Source organism: Taibaiella sp. KBW10, from assembly GCF_003852495.1.
In the GTDB taxonomy this organism is placed as follows: domain Bacteria; phylum Bacteroidota; class Bacteroidia; order Chitinophagales; family Chitinophagaceae; genus Edaphocola.
Genome location: NZ_QAJI01000007.1, coordinates 113,365 through 134,947 on the forward strand (window position 1 = coordinate 113,365; position 21,583 = coordinate 134,947).

Annotated in this window: 18 protein-coding genes; 6 read left to right on the plus strand and 12 right to left on the minus strand. The window is 44.8% G+C overall.

The window, feature by feature from the left end; genetic code table 11:
• Positions 1-86: 86 nt before the first annotated feature.
• Genes DBR32_RS14435 through serC form a run of 3 tightly spaced genes read right to left on the minus strand, consistent with a single transcriptional unit; the run spans position 87 to position 4,400 of the window.
• Complete coding sequence (locus DBR32_RS14435; RefSeq protein WP_124637075.1) at positions 87-653, minus strand: hypothetical protein; 567 nt, start codon at positions 651-653, stop codon at positions 87-89.
• Positions 654-713: 60 nt separating this feature from the next.
• Positions 714-3,329, minus strand: a complete 2,616-nt coding sequence (locus DBR32_RS14440; RefSeq protein ID WP_124637076.1) for a transglutaminase domain-containing protein — start codon at positions 3,327-3,329, stop codon at positions 714-716.
• Positions 3,330-3,335: 6 nt separating this feature from the next.
• Entirely contained in the window at positions 3,336-4,400 is a 1,065-nt protein-coding gene (gene serC / locus DBR32_RS14445; RefSeq protein WP_124637077.1) for a 3-phosphoserine/phosphohydroxythreonine transaminase, read from the minus strand.
• Positions 4,401-4,618: 218 nt separating this feature from the next.
• Here serC and DBR32_RS14450 point away from each other — a divergent pair, with 218 nt between their 5' ends.
• The 3 genes from DBR32_RS14450 to DBR32_RS14460 all read left to right on the plus strand — a co-directional run bounded on the left by DBR32_RS14450 (position 4,619) and on the right by DBR32_RS14460 (position 9,280).
• A complete protein-coding gene (locus DBR32_RS14450) occupies positions 4,619-6,520 on the plus strand; it encodes an ABC-F family ATP-binding cassette domain-containing protein (protein ID WP_124637078.1) in 1,902 nt (633 codons plus the stop codon).
• Positions 6,521-6,606: 86 nt separating this feature from the next.
• Positions 6,607-8,388: a long-chain fatty acid--CoA ligase gene (locus DBR32_RS14455; protein WP_124637079.1), complete on the plus strand. Its 1,782-nt coding sequence runs from the start codon at positions 6,607-6,609 to the stop codon at positions 8,386-8,388.
• A gap of 109 nt (positions 8,389-8,497) precedes the next feature.
• Positions 8,498-9,280, plus strand: coding sequence for an SDR family oxidoreductase (locus DBR32_RS14460; protein WP_124637080.1), 783 nt, complete (start codon positions 8,498-8,500; stop codon positions 9,278-9,280).
• Between the two features lie 20 nt (positions 9,281-9,300).
• On the opposite strand, the gene DBR32_RS14465 is transcribed toward DBR32_RS14460, so the two are convergent.
• A complete protein-coding gene (locus DBR32_RS14465; protein WP_124637081.1) occupies positions 9,301-9,684 on the minus strand; it encodes a VOC family protein in 384 nt (127 codons plus the stop codon).
• 333 nt (positions 9,685-10,017) lie between these two features.
• Between DBR32_RS14465 and DBR32_RS14470 the strand changes: the two genes are divergently transcribed.
• Both DBR32_RS14470 and DBR32_RS14475 read left to right on the plus strand, forming a co-directional pair.
• Positions 10,018-10,800: a phenylalanine 4-monooxygenase gene (locus DBR32_RS14470; RefSeq protein WP_124637082.1), complete on the plus strand. Its 783-nt coding sequence runs from the start codon at positions 10,018-10,020 to the stop codon at positions 10,798-10,800.
• Positions 10,790-11,044, plus strand: a complete 255-nt coding sequence (locus DBR32_RS14475) for a 4a-hydroxytetrahydrobiopterin dehydratase (protein WP_124637083.1) — start codon at positions 10,790-10,792, stop codon at positions 11,042-11,044. Before DBR32_RS14470 ends, DBR32_RS14475 begins: the two co-directional genes overlap by 11 nt.
• 188 nt (positions 11,045-11,232) lie before the next feature.
• On the opposite strand, the gene DBR32_RS14480 is transcribed toward DBR32_RS14475, so the two are convergent.
• The 8 genes from DBR32_RS14480 to DBR32_RS14515 are packed head-to-tail and all read right to left on the minus strand — an operon-like array spanning position 11,233 to position 18,558.
• Complete coding sequence (locus DBR32_RS14480) at positions 11,233-12,237, minus strand: bifunctional 3-deoxy-7-phosphoheptulonate synthase/chorismate mutase (protein ID WP_124637084.1); 1,005 nt, start codon at positions 12,235-12,237, stop codon at positions 11,233-11,235.
• Entirely contained in the window at positions 12,234-13,016 is a 783-nt protein-coding gene (gene trpA, locus DBR32_RS14485) for a tryptophan synthase subunit alpha (protein ID WP_233559753.1), read from the minus strand. Before trpA ends, DBR32_RS14480 begins: the two co-directional genes overlap by 4 nt.
• On the minus strand, positions 13,000-14,190 hold the full coding sequence (gene trpB / locus DBR32_RS14490; protein WP_124637085.1) for a tryptophan synthase subunit beta: 1,191 nt from the start codon (positions 14,188-14,190) through the stop codon (positions 13,000-13,002). Before trpB ends, trpA begins: the two co-directional genes overlap by 17 nt.
• Entirely contained in the window at positions 14,174-14,794 is a 621-nt protein-coding gene (locus tag DBR32_RS14495) for a phosphoribosylanthranilate isomerase (protein WP_124637086.1), read from the minus strand. Before DBR32_RS14495 ends, trpB begins: the two co-directional genes overlap by 17 nt.
• Entirely contained in the window at positions 14,784-15,584 is an 801-nt protein-coding gene (trpC, locus tag DBR32_RS14500; protein ID WP_124637087.1) for an indole-3-glycerol phosphate synthase TrpC, read from the minus strand. The genes DBR32_RS14495 and trpC overlap by 11 nt, the downstream gene beginning before the upstream one ends.
• The gene (trpD, locus tag DBR32_RS14505) at positions 15,581-16,576 is read right to left on the minus strand and encodes an anthranilate phosphoribosyltransferase (RefSeq protein WP_124637088.1); all 996 of its coding nucleotides are present in this window, start codon (positions 16,574-16,576) and stop codon (positions 15,581-15,583) included. Before trpD ends, trpC begins: the two co-directional genes overlap by 4 nt.
• A 3-nt stretch (positions 16,577-16,579) precedes the next feature.
• Positions 16,580-17,146, minus strand: a complete 567-nt coding sequence (locus DBR32_RS14510; RefSeq protein WP_124637089.1) for an aminodeoxychorismate/anthranilate synthase component II — start codon at positions 17,144-17,146, stop codon at positions 16,580-16,582.
• Positions 17,143-18,558, minus strand: coding sequence for an anthranilate synthase component I family protein (locus DBR32_RS14515; RefSeq protein WP_124637090.1), 1,416 nt, complete (start codon positions 18,556-18,558; stop codon positions 17,143-17,145). The genes DBR32_RS14510 and DBR32_RS14515 overlap by 4 nt, the downstream gene beginning before the upstream one ends.
• A 417-nt stretch (positions 18,559-18,975) precedes the next feature.
• Here DBR32_RS14515 and DBR32_RS14520 point away from each other — a divergent pair, with 417 nt between their 5' ends.
• Positions 18,976-21,507: a T9SS type A sorting domain-containing protein gene (locus DBR32_RS14520; protein ID WP_124637091.1), complete on the plus strand. Its 2,532-nt coding sequence runs from the start codon at positions 18,976-18,978 to the stop codon at positions 21,505-21,507.
• The last annotated feature ends 76 nt before the right edge of the window (positions 21,508-21,583 follow it).

Below are 21,583 nucleotides of genomic sequence, written 5' to 3' on the forward strand. Positions count from 1 at the left end.
ACAAAAGATTTCTACAAAAATGAGCGGGCTAATTGCCCGCTCATTTTTGTAGAATGCAGCCGAAATAAGTATCCTCTAAATATTGTTTAATTGCAGGAAAAAATCCTGCTGATCTCTTGACTACCCTTTGCTTTGTAGAGCAGATATGCCTCTTTTACCAAACGGTCGATGCCCTCTTCATCAGTTTTCGCCTGTTCTGAAGATTCTATTTTTTTGATCAATAGCCCATCATTAAAATAATAACGGCTTTCATATTTAAATTCGGTAGGGTTTGCGGCACCGCCATAAGTATTATGTTGAAAAACAAAAAATAGCTTCCCCGCCTTAAAGTAATATTCTTCTTTCCACTCGCCATGGTCTTCTGCTCCATCATTAAGAATTTTTACTAACTGATTACCTTCACGAAAATAAGTAACCAAACCCGCCATCGGAGGGGCATCGCAGGTCGTATCTGTTTCCCAGGTATAATTTTGAGGGGTCAGTGTAGCGCTGTTGATGCGTTGATACTCCAAACGGATCTCCTTTAATAAACGAGTCGAATCCTTCATCTCACTTTGATGATTGGAAATAGGAGCAGTTTTCGCATTCTGTCCCACGCAGCTATACGAAACCAGGCTAAGTACAGAAAGCCATAATAAAAGAATACGATTCATGTTGCCTTTATTTATGCAGGTAAAGAACATTATGCCACACCAGATTACGATATTAAACCACTATTGCTCACTGCCGCCATATCGCCAAAAACTGATCGTACGCAATGGATTCAGGAATTTCAAATTCCTTTGCTTTCGGGGTATTTGGCGGTTTAAAGCCATCAGGAAATGATGACGGTACTGCGTCACAAATGTTTGCTCCTCCGCGCTGATAGGCTGATGCCCATATTTCAGTTTCAGGTAAACCTGAATAAAAGCTGCATACTGCAAGGCATATTTTTGATCTACTGCTTCAGCAAATTGCAGTGCGGAACGGCTTCCCTTATGCAAACCATATTGATGTAAGTAAAACTGTGTAAAGGTATAATCCCAATAGGCTTGCTCCGGTAGCGTTTTGCTCCATCTCTTACGCAATTGAAGATAAATCCGGTACCATAGCGGAAGCAGGACAAACAAGATACCCAGCAGGATGATACCCGATAAAATAATCAGCAAAATTGTCCCCGTACGCCAATGTCTTCCTGTTTTGGCTTGCTCGGCTTGTTTCGCCACCTGCTCAGGTATTTTACTTTTGATATGCAGCTCGTCTATGGGTGCAGGTTTGGGGAAGCGTGCGGCCAGTTGGTCACCATTACTGTTCGTATCGGCCGTAATATTTTTAAATGCTTCTGCAAAAGATATGGCCGTAGCACTATCGTTAATCTTAATCGTATTCAGGGCCACCGTACTGCTGTCTTTTTGAATGGAAGCGATGCTTAGATCCAATTCAAAATCACCTGCGGTAGCCTGCTGGTATTCTTTATCTTTAAAGATCATTTTTTTGGCCTTCAGGTGCACCGATTTCTTCAGGGTATCAATCTGAGTGATGACTCCGTTCAAAGCCAAGACGGCATTACCAGGCTGTGTGGGCGGTGTACCATCCGGTTGCGGGCTTTCGCGCGCATCATCATTACCCACCGTGGTATCAAAATCTAACCAACCATAACCCGGAAAATACACCTGTACCCAGGCATGCGCCTGATCGGCATAATACCAATACCAGCCCTTATTATTATTCCCGCTTCGGTCCATCGTTAAGAAGCCCACCGTAATACGGGAAGGCACCCCAAGAGAACGCAACATAAACAAGGTCGCTCCGGCATAATAGGCACAATATCCTTTACGGTTCTCAAACAGAAAATAATCAAGTTTACTTGCACTGGGAATATCCGGAATACCGGGGTTATCGGAATATTTAAATAGCGGTTTCCCATTTTCATCTTTCGAAAGAAAATAGTCCCTTATCGCAATCATTTTATCAATAGCCGTCACCTTACCCTTCGTTACTTCCCGGGCCAGTTCTGCGATGCGGGCAAATTTACCTTCCACAGGAATTTTAGTGTAATAATGCATCACATCAAGCGGTACGGCGCTATAATCATTAGCCTGGCGCAGGATTTGAAAACGTGCATCCTGAAAGGCCTGGAGCTGTGGATTGTCGGGCGTATTATACACGAAATAAGCCGAGTTAAGTTCCGACACATAACTTTTAGCACGATAGGCGGACGTATACTCATTTTTATTGCTCTTATCAATCGCGATCGGCTGTATAAAAAAGGAGGTGCTCGGTGCTACGAATTCTGTCGCCGAGAGTTTTGTTTTATATACTTCAATTTCCACTACCTTTTTGTTCTGCTCGGTTAGGGCATCCTTTAAAACAGTAGAATCGGTTTTGGTAAAATACAGGGGAATTGTAGCCGGATTGGGCAAAAACAAATCGCTTCTGGGAATGGCAGCATCCCGTTCAAAGGTCTGGCTCTCTGTATCAAATTTAGAATAGTAAAAGGCCGTTAAATATAGAGGATTGGGTTCTTCTTCATTATCTGAAAAATAGTTCTTAATGTGCGCCACAAAAAGCAATTGTTTGTCACGGCCCTGGCCACCACTCAACTGCGTATGATCTTTCAGGCTACTCGAACCATCTTTGTTTTTTTGCAACATAGACGACTGCCCCGCTTTACCACCGGCACCATATTCCGCTACTTTCTGTTTAATTTCGTCTTCCATCACCCAAACGACAGCGGCCAATACTAGGGAACTGAGCAGGATAAATAAACCTAACCTGCGCGTTAAAAACCACCAGTATCGCTGGGAAAGATCTTTATTATTATAAATAACTTGTACCGCATAGATAATGTAAGCAGTATATAATACCAGGGGCACAAAGGCTTGTAAAAGGCTCTGCACCGTAATATCACTTTGTTTCGCAATTAATACGAGGCTGATCACAAAGAATAAAGCAGCAGCCAATATAGGAAAATACCGCTTTCGGGAAAAGCCCCAACCCAGCAGCCAGCCAAAGGAAAACAGCAAAGCAAAAAGGGTAAATTGTATACTGACAAAAAAGACATCTATTTTTCCCAGCGTGATCCGGTCTATTGCAAAATAGATGAGGTAAAAAACAAGAATCAGTAGTAAGAAAGTAGATCCGAAACGAAGCCGGAAACTATATAACAGGACGGCCGCAAGAATTCCCAATTCCACAAAAACAGTATGCATGATATACTGGTTTTCCATGATCACGGCATAGAACTGCGCTGCATTCCATAAAATGAAATAGCAAACCAGCATCGTGGGTAAAACGAGGAAGAGGAATTTGGCTAAGGTATCTTTAGTATGTCTGCTGGCTAGGCCCATTTTCGGTTATATATGCATTTGTTCAAATTCACGGAGCACGACGATCAGTTCCTTCACATCTGCTATGCTGATCGCATTGTACATCGATACACGGATACCACCTACACTGCGGTGCCCCTCAATACCGGTAATGTTGCGGGCAGTAGCAAAGGCAACCAGATCTTTGGTCAACTCTTCCCTGTTCAGTACAAAACAGGCATTCATCCGGCTGCGGCTACTCTTTTCGGCTACGCCATTATATAATTGGCTTTGATCAATATAATCATACAGCATCCTTGCTTTTTCAAGACTCTCCTGTTCGATCAGGTCCAAACCTTTTTCTTTAATCCACCTAAGGTTAAGCAGCGAAGTATATATAGCAAATACCGGAGCGGTATTAATCAAAGAATTGTTTTTAGCCATGGCACTATAACTCAGGATATCAGTCAAATCCCGTACCGGCCGATCGATAAAATCTTTTTTTGCCACGACCAAGGTCACACCGGCAGGGCCTATATTCTTTTGCGCAACCGCATAAATCAGGCTAAATTGGCTATAATCGATCTTACGGCTAAATAATTCGGAACTAAAATCCGCGATCAGCGGTACGCTCGTTTCCGGAAAAGAAAACGTTTGTGTACCATAAATCGTATTGTTGGCGGTAAGGTGCAGGTATGCTGCATCAGCAGGAATATCCAGCACTTCGGGCACCGTACGATATTTTGATGCTTTGGTACTTCCGGCCACATGCAGGTTTCCATACCGGGGCGCATTGCTCATGGCATCGGCGGCCCAATGACCGGAGTCGATATAGGCCGCGGTACTTCCTTCTTTCAAAAAATTCATGGGAATCATTTCAAATTGCAATCTTCCCCCACCCTGCAACCACATTACGGCATAGCTATCATCCAGCCCCAACAGCTCCAATACCAATTGATTGGCCTCCTTCAAAATTGCGGTAAAATGACTGCCCCGGTGAGAGATACTCAGTATGGACATACCGGAATGGTCATACTCTATTACGGCGGTAGCGGCGGCGGCTAAAACATCTTGGGGTAAAGCGGCAGGACCTGCATTAAAATTGATCTTCATGAATGATATATGCTTTAATCGATGTCCAAATATCGCATATAATAACCACAATTATGAAAATCGAAATCGGGAATTACCATTTTTTTATAGAATCAAATCACAGAAATCAAGCTGCCTTTCGGGGAAGCATCTGTAAAGAAGGCGCTGTGCTATATACCGGGAGAAATAAATCGATCATTTAGCAGGCAATAAGCTATAGTAATAATATCTTTGCGGCTATGCATTATGTATCGGTAGACCATTTAAGTAAAACATACGCGGACAAACCTCTGTTTGAAGATATCAGCTTTCACATTAATGAAGGCGACAAAATAGCCCTGGTGGCCCTGAACGGCGCCGGAAAATCCACTTTATTAAAAATATTATGTGGTCAGGAGATCGCAGATGAAGGAACGGTATGGATTCATAAGGATGTAAAAGTAGTCCTGCTCGACCAGGATCCTTATTTAAATGACAGCAGAACCATTCTCGAAAATATATTCAGTTACGATCACCCGATCGTGAATGCCTTAAAAAGGTATGAAAGCCTTACGGAAGGCGATAACACACCTGATGCTGCCGCTCTAGCGGATGCGATTCAGGAAATGGATAACCTCAATGCCTGGCACTATGACAGCACGGTAAAGCAAATCTTAGGCAAATTAAATATCCATCATCTCGACCATCAGGTCAGTACCCTTTCCGGAGGACAGAAAAAGAGAATCGCACTGGCAAAGGTGCTGATCGATATGGATTTTGAACATCGCCATACCCTGTTGATACTCGATGAACCGACCAACCACCTGGATGTGGGCATGATCGAATGGCTGGAGCATTATTTAAGCCAGGATAAAGTAACCCTGCTGCTCGTAACCCACGATCGTTATTTCCTGGATAATATCTGTACCGATATTTTGGAGCTGGATAATGCCCGCGTTTACCATACCAGAGGGAATTATGAACGGTTCCTGGAACAAAAAGCCTCCCGCGTAGAAAATGAACAGGCCAGTATCGACAAAGCACGCAATCGGTACCGCAAGGAATTGGAATGGATGCGCAAGCAGCCCAAAGCCAGAACCACCAAGTCTAAAGCACGTGAAGAAGCTTTCTACGACTGGAAAGCAAGGGCGCAAAAGAAAATACAGGATGCGGAGCTGGAATTACAGGTAAAGATGACCAGGCTGGGTGGAAAAATTCTGGAGATTAAAAAATTATATAAGTCATTTGGCGACAAAGTAATCCTGAAAGGCTTTGACTATACCTTCAAACGTGGAGAGCGTGTAGGGGTTGTCGGTATTAACGGTGCGGGAAAATCGACCTTTATCAATATGCTCCTGGGTAAAGAACCTGCCGACAGTGGCAAGATCAATATCGGTGATACAATCGTATTCGGTGATTTCTCGCAAGACGGATTAGTGATCAAAGAGGATGTACGCGTGATCGAATATGTAAAAAACATTGCGGAATATTTCCCCTTGGCTGATGGTACTAAAGTGAGTGCGGCACAGTTTCTGGAGCGTTTTCTCTTTACGCCGCAAAAGCAATTTACCTTTATCTCAAAACTAAGTGGTGGAGAGAAGAAAAGATTACAACTCTTATCTATCCTGTTCCGCAATCCCAACTTCCTGGTATTGGATGAGCCGACCAATGACCTGGACTTGCCCACACTGGATATCTTGGAAGAATTCCTGATTGAATACCCCGGTTGTATCATTATTGTATCGCATGACCGTTACTTTATGGACAAGCTGGTGGATCACTTATTTGTCTTTGAAGGAAATGGCGCCATTCGCGATTTTCCGGGCAATTACTCCCAGTATCGCGATATCCTAAAAGAGGAACAAAAAGGAGCAAGCATGCCGGCAGTTGCAGCACCGGTAAGTGCTATTCAAATTGACGTTGAAGAACCCCAGGCAGCAGTGGCAGCAGGCCCTAAGCTTTCTTTTAAAGAAAAAAGAGAATTAGAGCAACTCAACAAGGAGATTCCCGCTTTAGAGGCCGAAAGAAAATCGCTGGAAGAGGCAATGGCACAGTCCGGTATTGATTTTCAGGAATTGCAAAAGATGGGCGACCGTATTTCTGAGATCATTCTTAAGATCGACGAGAAAGAATTACGCTGGTTGGAATTGAGTGAACGCTGATCATTGCCCTGTTAAAAAACAATACAATATCCTTTAGTAAGTGTAAAAAGTATACTTTTATACTGAATTAACTATTTTCATCATATATGACGCAATACACCAGGCTTTTTGACTGTATAGAACCAGAGCGTATTGGCAATAAAGAAGTGTTGCTGGCCGGGAAGAAGAACAAACAGTACGAACCTTTGTCCGGACCGGCAGTTATCGAAGAAGTAAATGCCCTGGCGAATGGACTGATTCATTTGGGACTACAACATAACCCTACGACTGAAACCCGGGAAAAGGTAGGCATTGTCAGCAACAGCAGACCTGAATGGATTATTACCGACCTTGCCGTGCAAAAAACAGGTGCCATTCTGGTACCGCTTTATCCTAATACTAACCTGGATGAAATCGCCTATGTTTTCAACGAAGCAGGTGTAAAGTATTGTTTTGTCCATGACAAAGCAACGTATAAGAAATTATGCAGCATTAAAGATCAGGTACCCTCACTGGAATATATTTATACCTTTTTAGAAGTAGAAGATGCTCCGAACTGGGCGAGCCTCAAACGCAGTCCTGATGCGGAAGCACAAAAAGTTATCGATCAAAGAAGCGAGGCCATTACAGAAGATGATGTCGCCACGATTATTTATACCTCGGGCACTACCGGAAAGCCCAAAGGGGTTATGCTCACGCATAAAAACATCATGAGCAATGTACGGACTACCGAAGAGGTGATCAATGGCATTGGCGTGGAAGAGAAGAAAAGCCTGAGCTTTTTGCCGCTCAATCATATTTTCGAAAAAACGGTAACGTATATCTACCTGTTCAATCAGTATTCCATCTACTATGCAGAAAGCATGGAAACCATAGCGGAAAACCTGAAAGAGGTACAACCCTCTTTATTTGTGACCGTGCCCCGCTTGCTCGAAAAAGTATATGAGAAAATCATGAATACCGGTAGCACCCTCACCGGTGTAAAAAGAAATTTATTCTACTGGGCCGTGGGCTTAGGCAATCAATACGATCCGCAAAAGCGTTCTGCCCTGTACAATATGAAGCTTGCGGTGGCCAATAAAATCATCTTCAATAAATGGAGGGCTGCGCTGGGTGGCAAAGTAAAAGCTATTGTAGTAGGCGGAGCGGCCTGTCCGCCCCGTATCGCCAGGCTATTTTCTGCGGCACAGCTTACGATTATGGAAGGATATGGCCTCACCGAAAGTTCTCCCGTCATTGCGGTAAACCGTTATGAAGCGGAAAACAGGGTATTAGGTACGGTAGGGCCGGCCATAAAGGGAGTGGCTCTGAAAATAGCAGAAGATGGAGAGATTTTGTGTAAAGGAGATAATGTGATGCTCGGCTATTACAAAAATCCGGAAGAGACCAAAAATGCTATTGTAGACGGATGGCTGCATACAGGCGATATCGGCACTTTAATCGAAGGGAAATTTTTAAAAATAACCGATCGTAAAAAAGAGCTATTCAAAAATAGCGGTGGTAAATACATTGCGCCACAACCTATCGAAAACAAACTGAAAGAAAGCCGTTATATCGAACAGATTATGGTTTTGGGTGCCAATGAAAAATATGTAGGTGCGCTCATCGTTCCTAATTTCGCAAACATGCAAAAATGGATGTTGCTGAACGGGCTGGAATATACTTCTGATGCGGAAGCCGTCAAAAATGAAGCGGTGATCAAACATTACAAATCGGTAGTAGAAAAACACAACAAGGACTTCAGTGCCATAGAGCAGGTAAAGCGTTTTGTATTGCTCGATAAAGAATGGAGTGTAGAAGAAGGCACCATGACGCCTAAACTAAGTTTAAAAAGAAAGATTATTACGGAAAAATACCAAACACAGATCGACGAAATTTACCGTAGATAAAACCTCAATATTATTTGATTAAGCCCATCCAAGGATTTTGCAAGGAATCTTTTGGTGGGCTTATTTCTTTCCCGAATATTGGACTAGCTTTGTAGCAAAAGCACCTCATATGGCAACAGCACTAATTACGGGAGCCTCCAACGGCATTGGCCTGGAACTATCTAAAATATTTGCCCGGCAAGGTAACGACCTCGTACTCGTAGCCAGAAGTGTCGATAAACTGCAGACCCTTAAATCGGATATCAGCCATCAATACCCCAACCTTAAGGTACATATAATGGCTAAAGACTTGTCCTTAGCGGATGCCGCACAGGAAGTATACGAGGAACTGAAAGCCATGCAGATTTCCATAGATTATTTGGTTAATAATGCGGGCTTTGGTGATTTTGGGTTCTTTACAGAAACGAGTTGGGCAAAGGAGCAGCAAATGATCGACCTGAACATCACTGCCCTGACGCAGTTTACAAAACTGTTTGCCCGGGATATGGTCAAGCAGCGTTCGGGAAAGATCATGAATGTGGCTTCTACAGCGGCTTTCCAACCCGGCCCGCTGATGGCCGTGTATTTTGCCACAAAGGCCTATGTCCTGCATTTATCAGAAGCCGTAAACAATGAAGTGAAGGATGCCGGTGTCAGCGTTACCGCTTTATGTCCGGGGCCTACAGAAAGTGGTTTTGTGGCTGCCGCATCGATGGATGACAGCGGCCTGATCAAAGGTAGAAAACTACCCACCTCAAAAACCGTTGCTGAATATGGTTATAAAGCCATGATGAAAGGAAAAGCGGTTGCCATCCACGGAACCTTAAACTACATTATGGCAAATGCCGCACGGCTTACGCCCCGTAACTGGGTGGTCGCTATCGCACGCAAATTACAAGGTGGCAACCTGTAATTGCGTCGCAGAGGCATAGCTCATACATAATTGCTCAGTTCTATCAAATTCAGATCCGGGTCTCTGAAATAAACGGAAAGAATCGGGCCTTGCGCACCCGTACGCGATACAATCCCCCCTTCCAGTATGTCAATATTCAAGGCATTCAATTCGGCCAGCACAAGAGCCACAGGTGTCCGGGTTATAAAACACATATCGGCTGTGCCCGGAGCAGGATGTGCCGCTTTCGGATCAAGCTCCCTGCCTTTTTGGTGCAGGTTTATTTTTTGATTGCCGAACTTTAAAGCTTTTCTGCCTGCGCCAAAAGTGATGACTTCCATTCCCAATACCTGTTCATAAAAAGCAACCGTACGGGCTATGTCGGCCACGGTCAATACCAGATGATCTAGATGATCTATTTCCATTTTAATTTAAGTTGTGATGTAAAGACGAAGATAATAAAACCACAAAATAGTATCTATACCTGGTCTTAAAAACGGGCTTACAAATAAACATGGCCTATGCACTTATTCAACATTTTAACAATACATTGCCAGAAATCGCTTGTTTATTCCCGACTAATTTCTATTTTTGCGGTTCAATGAATGCCAATTCTATTATATCAGTAGCTAATTATTATTACTATTCTAAACTATCCAGTTTGGAGTAGCGGCTACTTGTATATATCTCAAATGATATACTTTATCCCCGGTTCCAAAAGAACCGGGGATTTCTTTTTTTCAAAAAAACCATAAACAATGGAACGTAACAAACCACAGACACAGCAGTACGATCAGTACACACAAGAGGACTTTACGGTTTGGCAAACCCTCTTCGAACGCCAGATGATTCTTTTAAAACAACATGCCAGCCATACCTATTTGCAAGCACTCGAAACCATCGGTTTTCATGCCGGCGAGATACCGGATTTCAACAAAGTAAATGAAACCCTGTCCGGGCTTACGGGCTGGCAGCTCACCGTCGTACCGGAATTGGTGCCGCAACAACATTTTTTCGAGTTGCTCTCCCAAAAAATATTCCCGGCTACCTGTTGGCTTCGTACCTTTGAAGAACTGGATTATATCGAAGAGCCGGATATGTTTCATGATGTATTCGGGCATGTACCTTTACTGGCCAATCCCGCTTATGCCTCCTTTATGCAGTCCTTTGGCCAGTTGGCCTTGGAATGGATTGACGACGAAGAGATGATCGCAATTCTGAGCCGCATCTATTGGTTTACGATTGAGTTCGGGCTGATCAAAGAGGGTTCGGAACATAAAGTGTATGGCGCAGGCATCTTGTCTTCTCCGGGTGAAACGCGACACAGTATGGATACGGACACGACAACCATAACCTTTGACGTAGACACGATCTTACAGACAGCCTACCGCACAGATGTAATTCAGGAGCAGTATTTCGTGATCGACAAGCTGGAACAGCTAGACCAAATGCTACCAGAGGTGCGCTCTTTATTGCATAAAAAAGGCGATCATTTTAAATTATCTGCCCCGGCAGAAAAAACGATTATATATGAACCATAACAGCAACACAAACTGGGAAACACAAGACAATTGTCTGTACAAATCATTCCAGTTTACCGATTTTAGCGAGGCCTTCGGGTTTATGACCCGTGTTGCCTTGCTGGCAGAAACACAGAACCATCATCCCAAATGGACCAATGAATGGAATAAAGTAAGTATTTGGCTAAGCACGCATGATGCCGGTAATATCGTGACGGATAAAGACCGGGCGCTTGCTGCCGCAATCGATACCTTGTTGCCATAAAATATACACACCGTTATTAAGCGTTTTGCAAAAAGGCAATGCTCCGTATTAACGGTGTGTATTATCTGTATTTACGTTTGGCCTTTAGTAGACAAGCCGGTTATCTCTATTTTATTTGTAAGCGTTATGGCTGTGATTAAAACGGAAGCAGCTGTTTGTTTTAAATGGATACTCCGGTTACCTATATCCTACTTCAGTACAGCGGCCAGGCGTTTTAATTGTGCGACCAGAGCAGCAGATTCTTCAAAATTAAGCGTCTGTTGTGCATCACTCAAAGCCCGTTCGGGCTGCGCGTGCACCTCGTATATAATCCCGTCTGCTCCCGCTGCGGCGGCCGCCAGTGCTACAGCCGCGACATGGCTGCGTATGCCAATTCCATGAGAAGGATCTGCAATAACGGGTAAATGTGTCTTTTCTTTGAGCAAAGGAATAGCATTGATGTCAAAGGTATTCCTATAGGCACTTTCAAATGAACGAATACCTCGTTCACATAGCATCAGCTGTTCATTACCCGCCGAGAAAACATATTCTGCAGACTGCAATAATTCATCTATAGTACCGCTAATACCGCGTTTCAACAGTACCGGCTTATCCGTTTTTCCCAAGGCATTCAACAGGTTGAAATTTTGCGTATTTCGGGCACCCACCTGAAATACATCTACATAATCGTACATCTGCTCTATTTGGGCAATCTCCATGACTTCTGTAATCAGATAGATACCCGCTTCTTTACAGACACGATGAAACATACGTAAACCCTCTATACCCAAGCCCTGAAAGGTATAAGGCGAGCTTCTGGGTTTGAATACCCCACCCCTCATCACACGAATGCCTTGTTGTTTCAGATGATCCACAACAGCCCTCACCTGATCTTCACTTTCAATTGCACAGGGTCCGGCCATCAAAACGGGTTCCGGCCCGCCGATCAGCACACCGGGTCCCAGCTCAATTGCGCTGGTCTGTTGCTTCCATTTACGGGACACCAATTTATAATTTTCGGAAACCCGGTATACATCCGCCACCCCTTCCAAAGAACCGATATGGCGTATATCAATCTCTTTTTTACCGATGCCCACAAAATAATTTCCTTTCTGCGTACTGACTTCTGAAACAGTGTAATCAAGGCTTTGCACAAATTGAGCAATCCTCTCCTTTGTACTACTGTCGATATGATGTTTTAATTGAATGATCATGAGTATAATGATTTAATAAAATGAGGAATTGTATCCTGAAGAGCAGCATCGCCACCGGTCGCAATGGCTTTTATAAAACCACTGCCCACAATGGCACCCTGTACATATTGGCAAACGGTATGGAAACCGGTATGGTCATGGATTCCAAATCCAGCCAGCACGGGATTGCGCAAATCCATTTTTTGTATCGCTTCGAAATAATGCGTCTGCTGAGTGGTAAAGCTGCTCTGGCGGCCTGTAGTACTGGCTGCCGTAACCATATAGACAAAGCCGGTAGACAAGCGATCGATCTCCCGGATCCTTTCTGGAGCCGTCTGAGGGGTAATCAGGAAAATCATTGCGATGCCATATTGTGCAAACAATGACTGATATGCCTGCTCATATTCCCGCAGCGGCAGATCGGGTATAATCAAGCCATCAATACCACAAGCCTTTGCCTGTTTCAATAAGGCCTCCATGCCATATTGCAGGATCGGATTGAGATAGCCCATGAGGATAAGCGGAACGGAAGTGACCGTTCTGATCTCCTTCAATTGCTCCAGGAGCAAAGCCAGGGTCATTCCGTTTTTCAAGGCTACAGTATTGCTTTGCTGTATTACCGGCCCATCCGCAACAGGATCAGAAAACGGGATTCCGATTTCGATCATATCCACCCCTTGTTCCGAAAGGGTTTTGATTACCGTCACCGTACTGTTGAGACAGGGATAACCCGCCGTACAGTACACGGAAAGGATACGGTTCTTTTTTGTATTAAATAAACAATCAATCCTGTTCATCATCTTTGTGTTTTATATAGGTTTCCAAATCTTTATCGCCCCTACCGGAAAGACAGAGTACTACCTTATCGTCGGGCATAAAGGATTCCTTTTCCAGCACGGCCAGCGCATGGGCGGTTTCTAAAGCCGGGATAATACCTTCCAGCCGCATTAAGCGATAAGCAGCCTGCAAGGCTTCGTCGTCCGTTGCCTGCAAATAACTAGCTCTTTTACTAACATAAAGATGAGCATGTAAAGGTCCTATGCCGGGATAGTCCAATCCTGCAGAAATACTATAGGGTTCGGTTATTTGTCCGTCGGGCGATTGCATCAAATAGGTTCTGCTGCCGTGAATAAGGCCCGGACTTCCCTGTGCCATCGTCGCAGCGGTATAGCCTGTGTCCAATCCCTTACCGGCAGCTTCCACTGCAATTAATTGTACCGACGCTTCATCCAGAAAATGGTGAAACGCCCCGGCTGCATTACTGCCACCACCCACACAAGCAATCACGGCTGTGGGTAAAGGACTACCGGTATGCTGCTGCAATTGCACACGAATCTCTTTGCTGATAACGCTTTGAAAATGCGCAACCATATCGGGATAAGGATCGGGACCAACCACAGATCCGATAATATAATGTGTTGTTTCCGGATGACTGATCCAATCCCGTATCGCCTCATTGGTCGCATCTTTCAGGGTTTCGCTGCCGCTGTGCACGGGAATTACCTCCGCACCCAACAAGCGCATCCGGGCGACATTGGGTGATTGTCGCAGGATGTCTTTTGCGCCCATATACACCTTACATTCCAATCCCATAAGGGCACAGACTGTTGCGGTCGCGACACCATGCTGCCCTGCCCCGGTTTCAGCAATGATCCTGCGCTTACCCATTTTTTGCGCCAGTAAAATCTGCCCGATCGTATTATTGATTTTATGAGCGCCGGTATGGTTAAGGTCTTCCCGTTTCAAGTAAATGCGCGTGTTGTAATGTGTGGAAAGACGGGCAGCATAATACAAAGGTGAAGGGCGGCCTACATAATCGTGCAGCAATTGATCCAGCTCCTGATTAAATGCGTCCTCCCGAATCAGTTCTTTATACCTTTCTTTTAAAGCCTGGATATTCGCATAAAGCATTTCGGGAATGTAAGCACCACCAAATGCGCCATAATAGCCCTGTTCGTCAATTGCGTATTTCATAGATAAATTTATTTAAGAGACTAATATTTTTAAGACCCGGCTGCTCTTCAAAGCGGCTGTTCAGGTCGATTGCTTTAAAACCTGGATGTTGGAATCTCTTTAGTACAGCAGCCTGTTCCGGACCGATCCCCCCACTCAAGAAAAAAGGTTTAGACAAGGTGTACTGTTCCAGCAAGCCCCAATCAAATTGCTGTCCGCTGCCGCCATAACCGGCTGTTGCGGTATCAAACAGGTAATGGCGACAAGACGCTTCATAAGCAGATAATACGCGAAAATCAAATTCAGGATGCATGGAGAAAGCCTTGATGACCGGGTATGCACGGGAAAGTGTGGCACACAGCAAAGGGTCTTCCGATCCATGCAATTGTATATAATCTAAACCGTATACTTTTGCGGTCTCCAGGATCAAAGACAAACCGGCATTGACAAAAACACCTGTTTTGGCAATATGTTGTATCCCGGCAATATATTTTGCCTTTGCGGCTTCATAAGCCAGGTATCTTTTAGAGCCGGGATAAAAGATAAACCCGATATAATCGGGGCGCAAATCCACCACTGATTGTATATTTTCGGTATGGCAAAGCCCGCATATCTTAATCTCCATGTGCCAATACGTTTAACTGTTTTACAAAATCGGCACAGGCCTTTTCAGGAGCGGCAGAACGCATAAATTGTTCCCCGATCAACAGGCCCTCAAATCCGGCTTTTTTCAGTTTCCATGCGGTCTCCGGACTGTCAATTCCGCTTTCCGATACTTTCACCATGCCTTCGGGTATATAGCGCAGCAGTTCTATAGAATGTGCGCAATTGGTCTCGAGTGTTTTCAGGTTCCGGTTATTGACCCCGATCAGATCGACTTCAGTGTTCATCTGTTGCAGTTCCTCCTTTTCATGCACCTCGAGTAAGACTTCCATTCCTAAAGCATGTGCCATCCGGGTAAAAGCATTGATCTGATGCTTGCTTAAGATCGCTGCAATCAGCAATATGGCATCGGCACCCTGGGCACGAGCCTCAATGATCTGGTATTCATCTATGATAAATTCCTTTCGGAGAATAGGACAAAAATTATAATTGCGTGCTGTTTCCAGATCATGATGCTGGCTTCCGAAATATATTTTATCCGTCAATACAGATAAGGCGCTGGCGCCTGCCTGCATATAGCCTATCGATACCTTTTCAATAGATGCATATTCATTTATGGCACCGTGTGAGGGCGATCGTCTTTTAAATTCGGCAATGATGCCACTCTTATCGGCACGCAGCACATATTCTTTCAGCGAAACGGCAGGTGCATCAAAGTACACAGACCGTTCCAGTAAGAGCATCGGATATAATGCTTTACGCTCTGCAACCTCTGCTTGTTTGGTCGCTACTATTTTTTCCAGTATACTCATATAGGTTGTTTTAATAAAGTTTGAAATGTTTGATAAGCCTTAAGGGAATCCAATGCCTCTACCGCCAGCCCCAGACAGTCTGCAAAAGACTGATCCGGACGGGCGCAGTGCAAAGCCAGTGCGGCATTGGCAACGACTACTGCACGCTGCGCTTTTGTACCCTTTCCTTGCAATACTGCTATAAAAATATTGGCCGCTGCAGCTATACTATCTCCCGATTGCAGGGCTTCGGGAGCCACTTGTTCTAAACCAAGGTCTGCCGGCAGGCACAAGCGCTCCTGCGCTGTCGAGATCAACTTAAAAGCACCGGTCAGCGAGAGTTCATCATAGCCGTCCAAAGAATGCACAATGGTATATCGCCTACCCGTTTCCTGGAGCAGATAATGATACATGCGTCCTGTTTCCAGGCTATTGACCCCCAACAATTGGTTTTTAGGCTGTGCGGGATTGATCAATGGCCCTAAAAGATTAAAGAAGGTACGCACGCCCATATTTTTGCGTACCATAGCCACCTGTTTCATGGCCGGGTGAAATAGCGGGGCATGCACAAAGCATATATTGGCCTGTTCGAGTTGCGTGGCGAGCCGCTCCTGCCGCTCGCTAAATACATATCCCAAATGCTCCAGTACATTGGAAGAGCCACTCACCGAAGAGGCGGCATAATTACCATGCTTGATCACGGGCACACCTGCGGCGGCGGTAACGATTGCCGACAAAGTGGAAATATTAAATGTATTTTTCCCGTCCCCACCGGTACCGACAATATCTATGGCTTCATATCCTGCAAAATCCAGGGGAATACATAAGGCCATCATCGCATCCCGGAAGCCTTCCAATTCGGCAACAGAGGGCCGGCGCATGATATAGGCCGACAGGAAGGCGGCGGCCTGGCTTTCATTACAAGCGCCTAAAGCCAATTGCTGTAAAGCATACTGCGCATCATTTTTCGTTAAGGTACCATAATGATACAGGGTCTCTAGTATGTGTTTCATTAGCTATTTTTTTAACCAGTTTGTGATCATTTGTGCGCCGGAAGGTGTGAGGATACTTTCGGGATGGAATTGTACTCCACTTACATCATAATGCTTGTGTCGTAAGGCCATAATATACCCTTCTGCATCCTGCATGGTGACCTCAAGCGTATCCGGAAAGCCCTCCCTATCTACTACCCAGGAATGATAAAGCCCTGCGGATACCGGTTCCGGCAAGCCATCGAACAGCGGATCATCAGTACAACGATGCAAAGTCGTAGCGATACCATGCCGGACGGAAGGTATATTGACCAGACGGGCACCGAATACTGAACCGATTGCCTGATGCCCCAGACAAATCCCTAAAATACTTTTGCTTGCTGCGTAAGTATGTATGGTTTCCAGTAATTGCCCCGCCTCTTCCGGCACCCCGGGACCCGGAGATAAAATGAGTTTATCGTAAACAGCCAGGGAAGCCATTTCAAAACAGTCATTACGCAACACTGCCGGTTCTATGCCGCTGATGTTGCGCACCAGTTGTACGATGTTGTAGGTAAAGCTGTCGTAATTATCGATGATGCAAATATTCATATAAACAGGTTTTGTGCGGCTTCAATAGCTTTGCGTAAAGCCGCGATTTTATGATTGACTTCCATCAATTCATTTTTGGCCACCGAAGCAGCCACAACGCCGGCACCGGCACGATAATAAAGAGTATGGTCTTTGCTGAGGAAGGAGCGGATCATGATGGCCTGATTAAAATTGCCGTCAAAACCCACATAACCGATACTGCCGCCATAATATCCTCTTGCAGTAGGTTCATAACGGTCGATCAGTTGCATCGCTTTGTGCTTGGGCGCACCGGACAAAGTGCCTGCAGGAAAGGTATCGGCCACGACACCAAATTTGGCTGTAGCAGATACCGGATCTGCTCCGGTCACTTCCGAAACCATATGAATAACATGGGAATAAAACAGGAGCTCCTTTAAAGCGGTTACGGATACCTTACCGAAGCATTTGCTCAGGTCATTTCTGGCCAAATCTATGAGCATGGTATGCTCGGCATTTTCTTTTTTATCGGCTTTTAAAGCAATGGCCAGTTTAAGGTCTTCTTCCTTATTGCCCGTTCTCCGATAGGTGCCGGCAATAGGATGGATGCTGGCTTTTCCCTCACGAATTTTAAGTTGTGCTTCGGGAGAAGAACCCATCAGCCGGTAGCTGCCATAATCATAGTAGAAAAGGTATTGAGAAGGATTGATGGATCGAAGGGCACGATAGACATTAAAATCATCTCCGGAGAAAGGGGTTTCAAATTCACGGGACAGTACGACCTGAAAAACGTCGCCCCGAAAGCAATGCTGGCGTCCTTTTTCGATCACTTCCAGAAAGGCTTCATCTTCAAAATTGGAACGTTCTGCCGCCGTGGTCTTAAATGGATAGGAAGGAACACTCCGATGGTCGATGTATTGCGCGATCAGGGCTATATCCTGCTCTGCTTGCTCCGGATCGCCCAGCACAACAATGTATAGTTCGTTCCTGAAGTGATCAAAGACGATGACAAAGTGGTACAGGTTCAGGCGTACATCCGGGATTTGTTTTAATGAGGGTTTTGTGGCGTCAAGTGTTATGTTTTCAAAATACCGTACGGTGTCGTAGTTAAGGTATCCAAACAGTCCATTTACGTCAAAATGATAGGGATGCTCGGCAACGGCAAAACGATTAAGATAATCATCTATTTCCTGTACCAGATTTATATCTGCTGTCATCTCCTTACGGATATTATGTCCATCCGGAAATTTATGTTCCAGTATATTGCCGGATAAGGAGATTCCGGCGATGGGTGCGCAACAGATATAGGAAAAATCATTTTCCGGATTGCTATGGTCTGCGCTTTCCATTAAAAGGGTTTCGGCAAAATGGTCTCTCAATTTGAGGTAGACACTAATGGGTGTTTCTGTATCGGCCAGCCGTTTATGAATACGGCATGCTATTGCATAATGCATATAATCATTTTTGTAAGTGGAAAAAATAAAAAAAGGGCCCGCATGAACAGCGGACCCTTATACGGGAGATATTTTTATACAAAAAAATACTAGCTATTCACGCGTTGCCATCGTGAAAGCCACCAATATTTATTTGTAATTTGTTTGATCATATGTTGTGTGCAAGCAAGCCACATTTAGTGCTTTTGCATGCACAAAAATAAATATATTTTCATATCATCCAAATTTATTTTCCATAATATGATGCTAAAAGGCTCTGGATGGGAAGTACAGTAAAAGGCAACATTCAATGTTATCCTATGTGTTCCAATAACTTATACGCTTTCTTTATGACCAACAAATGACATAAGTATTACCTTCTACTGACAAAGCTTTTCGCACTTCAACAGAACTTTGCGCCCGAAAAAACAGATTTTTATGCGCAAATTATTATATGCAGGGCTCTTGATAGGTTTACCCTTGATGGCTACGGCACAGACCAACAGACACAACAACCTCGGATCGGAAGAGCACCTCTGGAAGATGAAAAAAATTGCACCGCATGAGTTTATTGCGGTGGGCAATGGCGCTTCGGTTGTGAGGTACAATGACAGCTGTAATGACTGGTTGCCTTTAACGGTAGCAGCCGGCAGTGAATTCAGAAATATTTCTTTTCCAACGCCCAATACCGGTTATATCAGCGGTACCGCCAATTCCCTTTTTAAAACAACCAACGCCGGCAATAGCTGGACCGCTATTCCGGCTACGGCTACAGGATTAACCAACGGCAGTATTCAGTGTATTCATTTTCTTGATGCACAGAATGGTTTTATTGCCGGTAGTCAGATTGGGGTAAGCGGTGGTGGCCGCTTCATCAAAAAAACAAGTGATGGTGGTACAACATGGACAACTGTGACACCGGCAGGTATCGCTACTTCTACGGTATATGATATGGCATTTTTCCCTTCGGGAACGGGTATCGCTGTAGCGACCAATAATCAGGCTTTCCGCAGCACAGACAACGGGAATACCTGGACGGCCATTGCAACACCCGGAACAGTCTATTCTGTAGCCGTAGCCGGTAGTACTGTAGTGGTGGCGGTAGCAAATAGCCTGATCATGCGCAGTGCGGATCAGGGGCAAACCTGGACGACGATTCCTACTACGGCCGGCGGTTTGCAGGGAGTACACTTTTATGATGCCCAGCATGGTATGATTACCGGGGCAAACGGCACCATATTGTACACTACTGATGCGGGTCTGAGCTGGAGTACCATACCCACGCTGCTTAGCCAAAAATTATATGATGTGCAAATGACCAGCGCCACTACCGCAGTAGCTGTGGGTGCTAACGGGGTAGCGATTGACATAGATGTGAACCAGCATTTCCATAGATTTTTTGAGGAGCATTTCTGCCATCCGCAGGATAGCATTACGTATACACGGTATAACAATGCGGATAGAAGTGGCGCAACCAGCCCGAGAAAATGGTTTTTTAATAATGTAAATGAAGACCAAAACGGCTTGGAGGCCGCACAGTGGTTTCCCGGTAAATTTGCCATCTACGATGCCTATTATTATGAAGATGTCTTGATGCAACATCATTCGGATAGTGCGTATATCGAAACAAGAATATTGAATTTATCTGGTGCCAGCCAGCTTTCTCTGGAATGGAATGAAGCATTTTATACGCATGTAGACGGAAGGAGCAAAACAATTGTGGAAGGTTTTAACGGAAGTACCTGGATTAAATTATCGGAAAGTACGGGACTGGACTTTGGTGATGGGGTATCTTCTGCTGTGTTTCCTTCTTTCAAAAGAACAATAGATATTAGTCCTCTTGCCGGGCTTAGCAATGCCAGACTGCGTTTTGGATATATTGCCCCGAATACCAATGACGGACTAAAAAACTTCTGGGCGGTTAGTGATATCGTGATCAGCAACAGAAGTACGGCGGTACAACTGGATAGCATTTTTGCAGATAATACTCCGAATACGGATTGCCTGGACATTAGCCCCAAAGCGATAAAAGTACGTATGCGTAATACCGGCGATCTTCCTGTATTCCCGCTGGAATTGGCCTGGAGCAGCAGCAATGGCCAATCGGGTGTGACTGCCGACTATAATGCACTTAATGCCGGTAGCTTTACCGATATTGAGCTGATCAGTAATTTTGCACCGCCTTCGGCTGGTGGTGCCATCACTATCAAAGCCTGGATCAAAAAATTACCGAATCAAAATCCGGCTAATGATACGATCAGTAAAACCTTTTATTTTGTACCCAGCACAGGGAATACTGCTCTATTGGGTAACGACAGGAGTATTTGTCCCGGGACGACACTGGTACTGCAAGCACCTGCCTCTTTAGCAAATAGCACCTGGTCTGACGGCTCTACCGGCAATAGCCTGAGCATTAACAATGCCGGTACCTATTGGATTAGCGGTACTTATGGGACTTGTGCGGTAAGCGATACGGTTACCATTTCTTTATTCACCGTAAGCACACCGGTTATTAGCCAACAGGGCACTACCCTATCTGTCGCTACCGGTTACAGTACTTATGAGTGGTTTAAAGACAATGTGGCTATTGCGAATAGTAATAACCCTAGTCTTTCGGTTACACAAAGCGGTAATTATACGGTACAGGTAACCACTACCGACGGTTGTACCGCGCTATCTTCGGCCTATGCCTATAGCCAAACTACAGGGATTGAGGGCGTTGATAAAAATCGTCCGCAGTTGGTGCTGGCACCCAATCCGGCTACAGATGTGGTGCGCATTAGCAGTAACACTATCCTTCCAAAAGATGCCGTACTATCCTTGTATGACATGAGCGGGAAACGCTTGCTGGAACAGCCGTTCAAAGGAGATCACCTGCAATTGGATATAAGTAAACTGGCTTCCGGCATCTATTTATTGCGCCTTCAGGCATCCGGATATACTGCTCAGCATAAGCTGATCAAAAAATAAATAATTTCTTTTATTTCCTGATAACATAAGGCCCGCGATCGTTGATCGCGGGCCTTATGTCTTCTAAACACCGCCG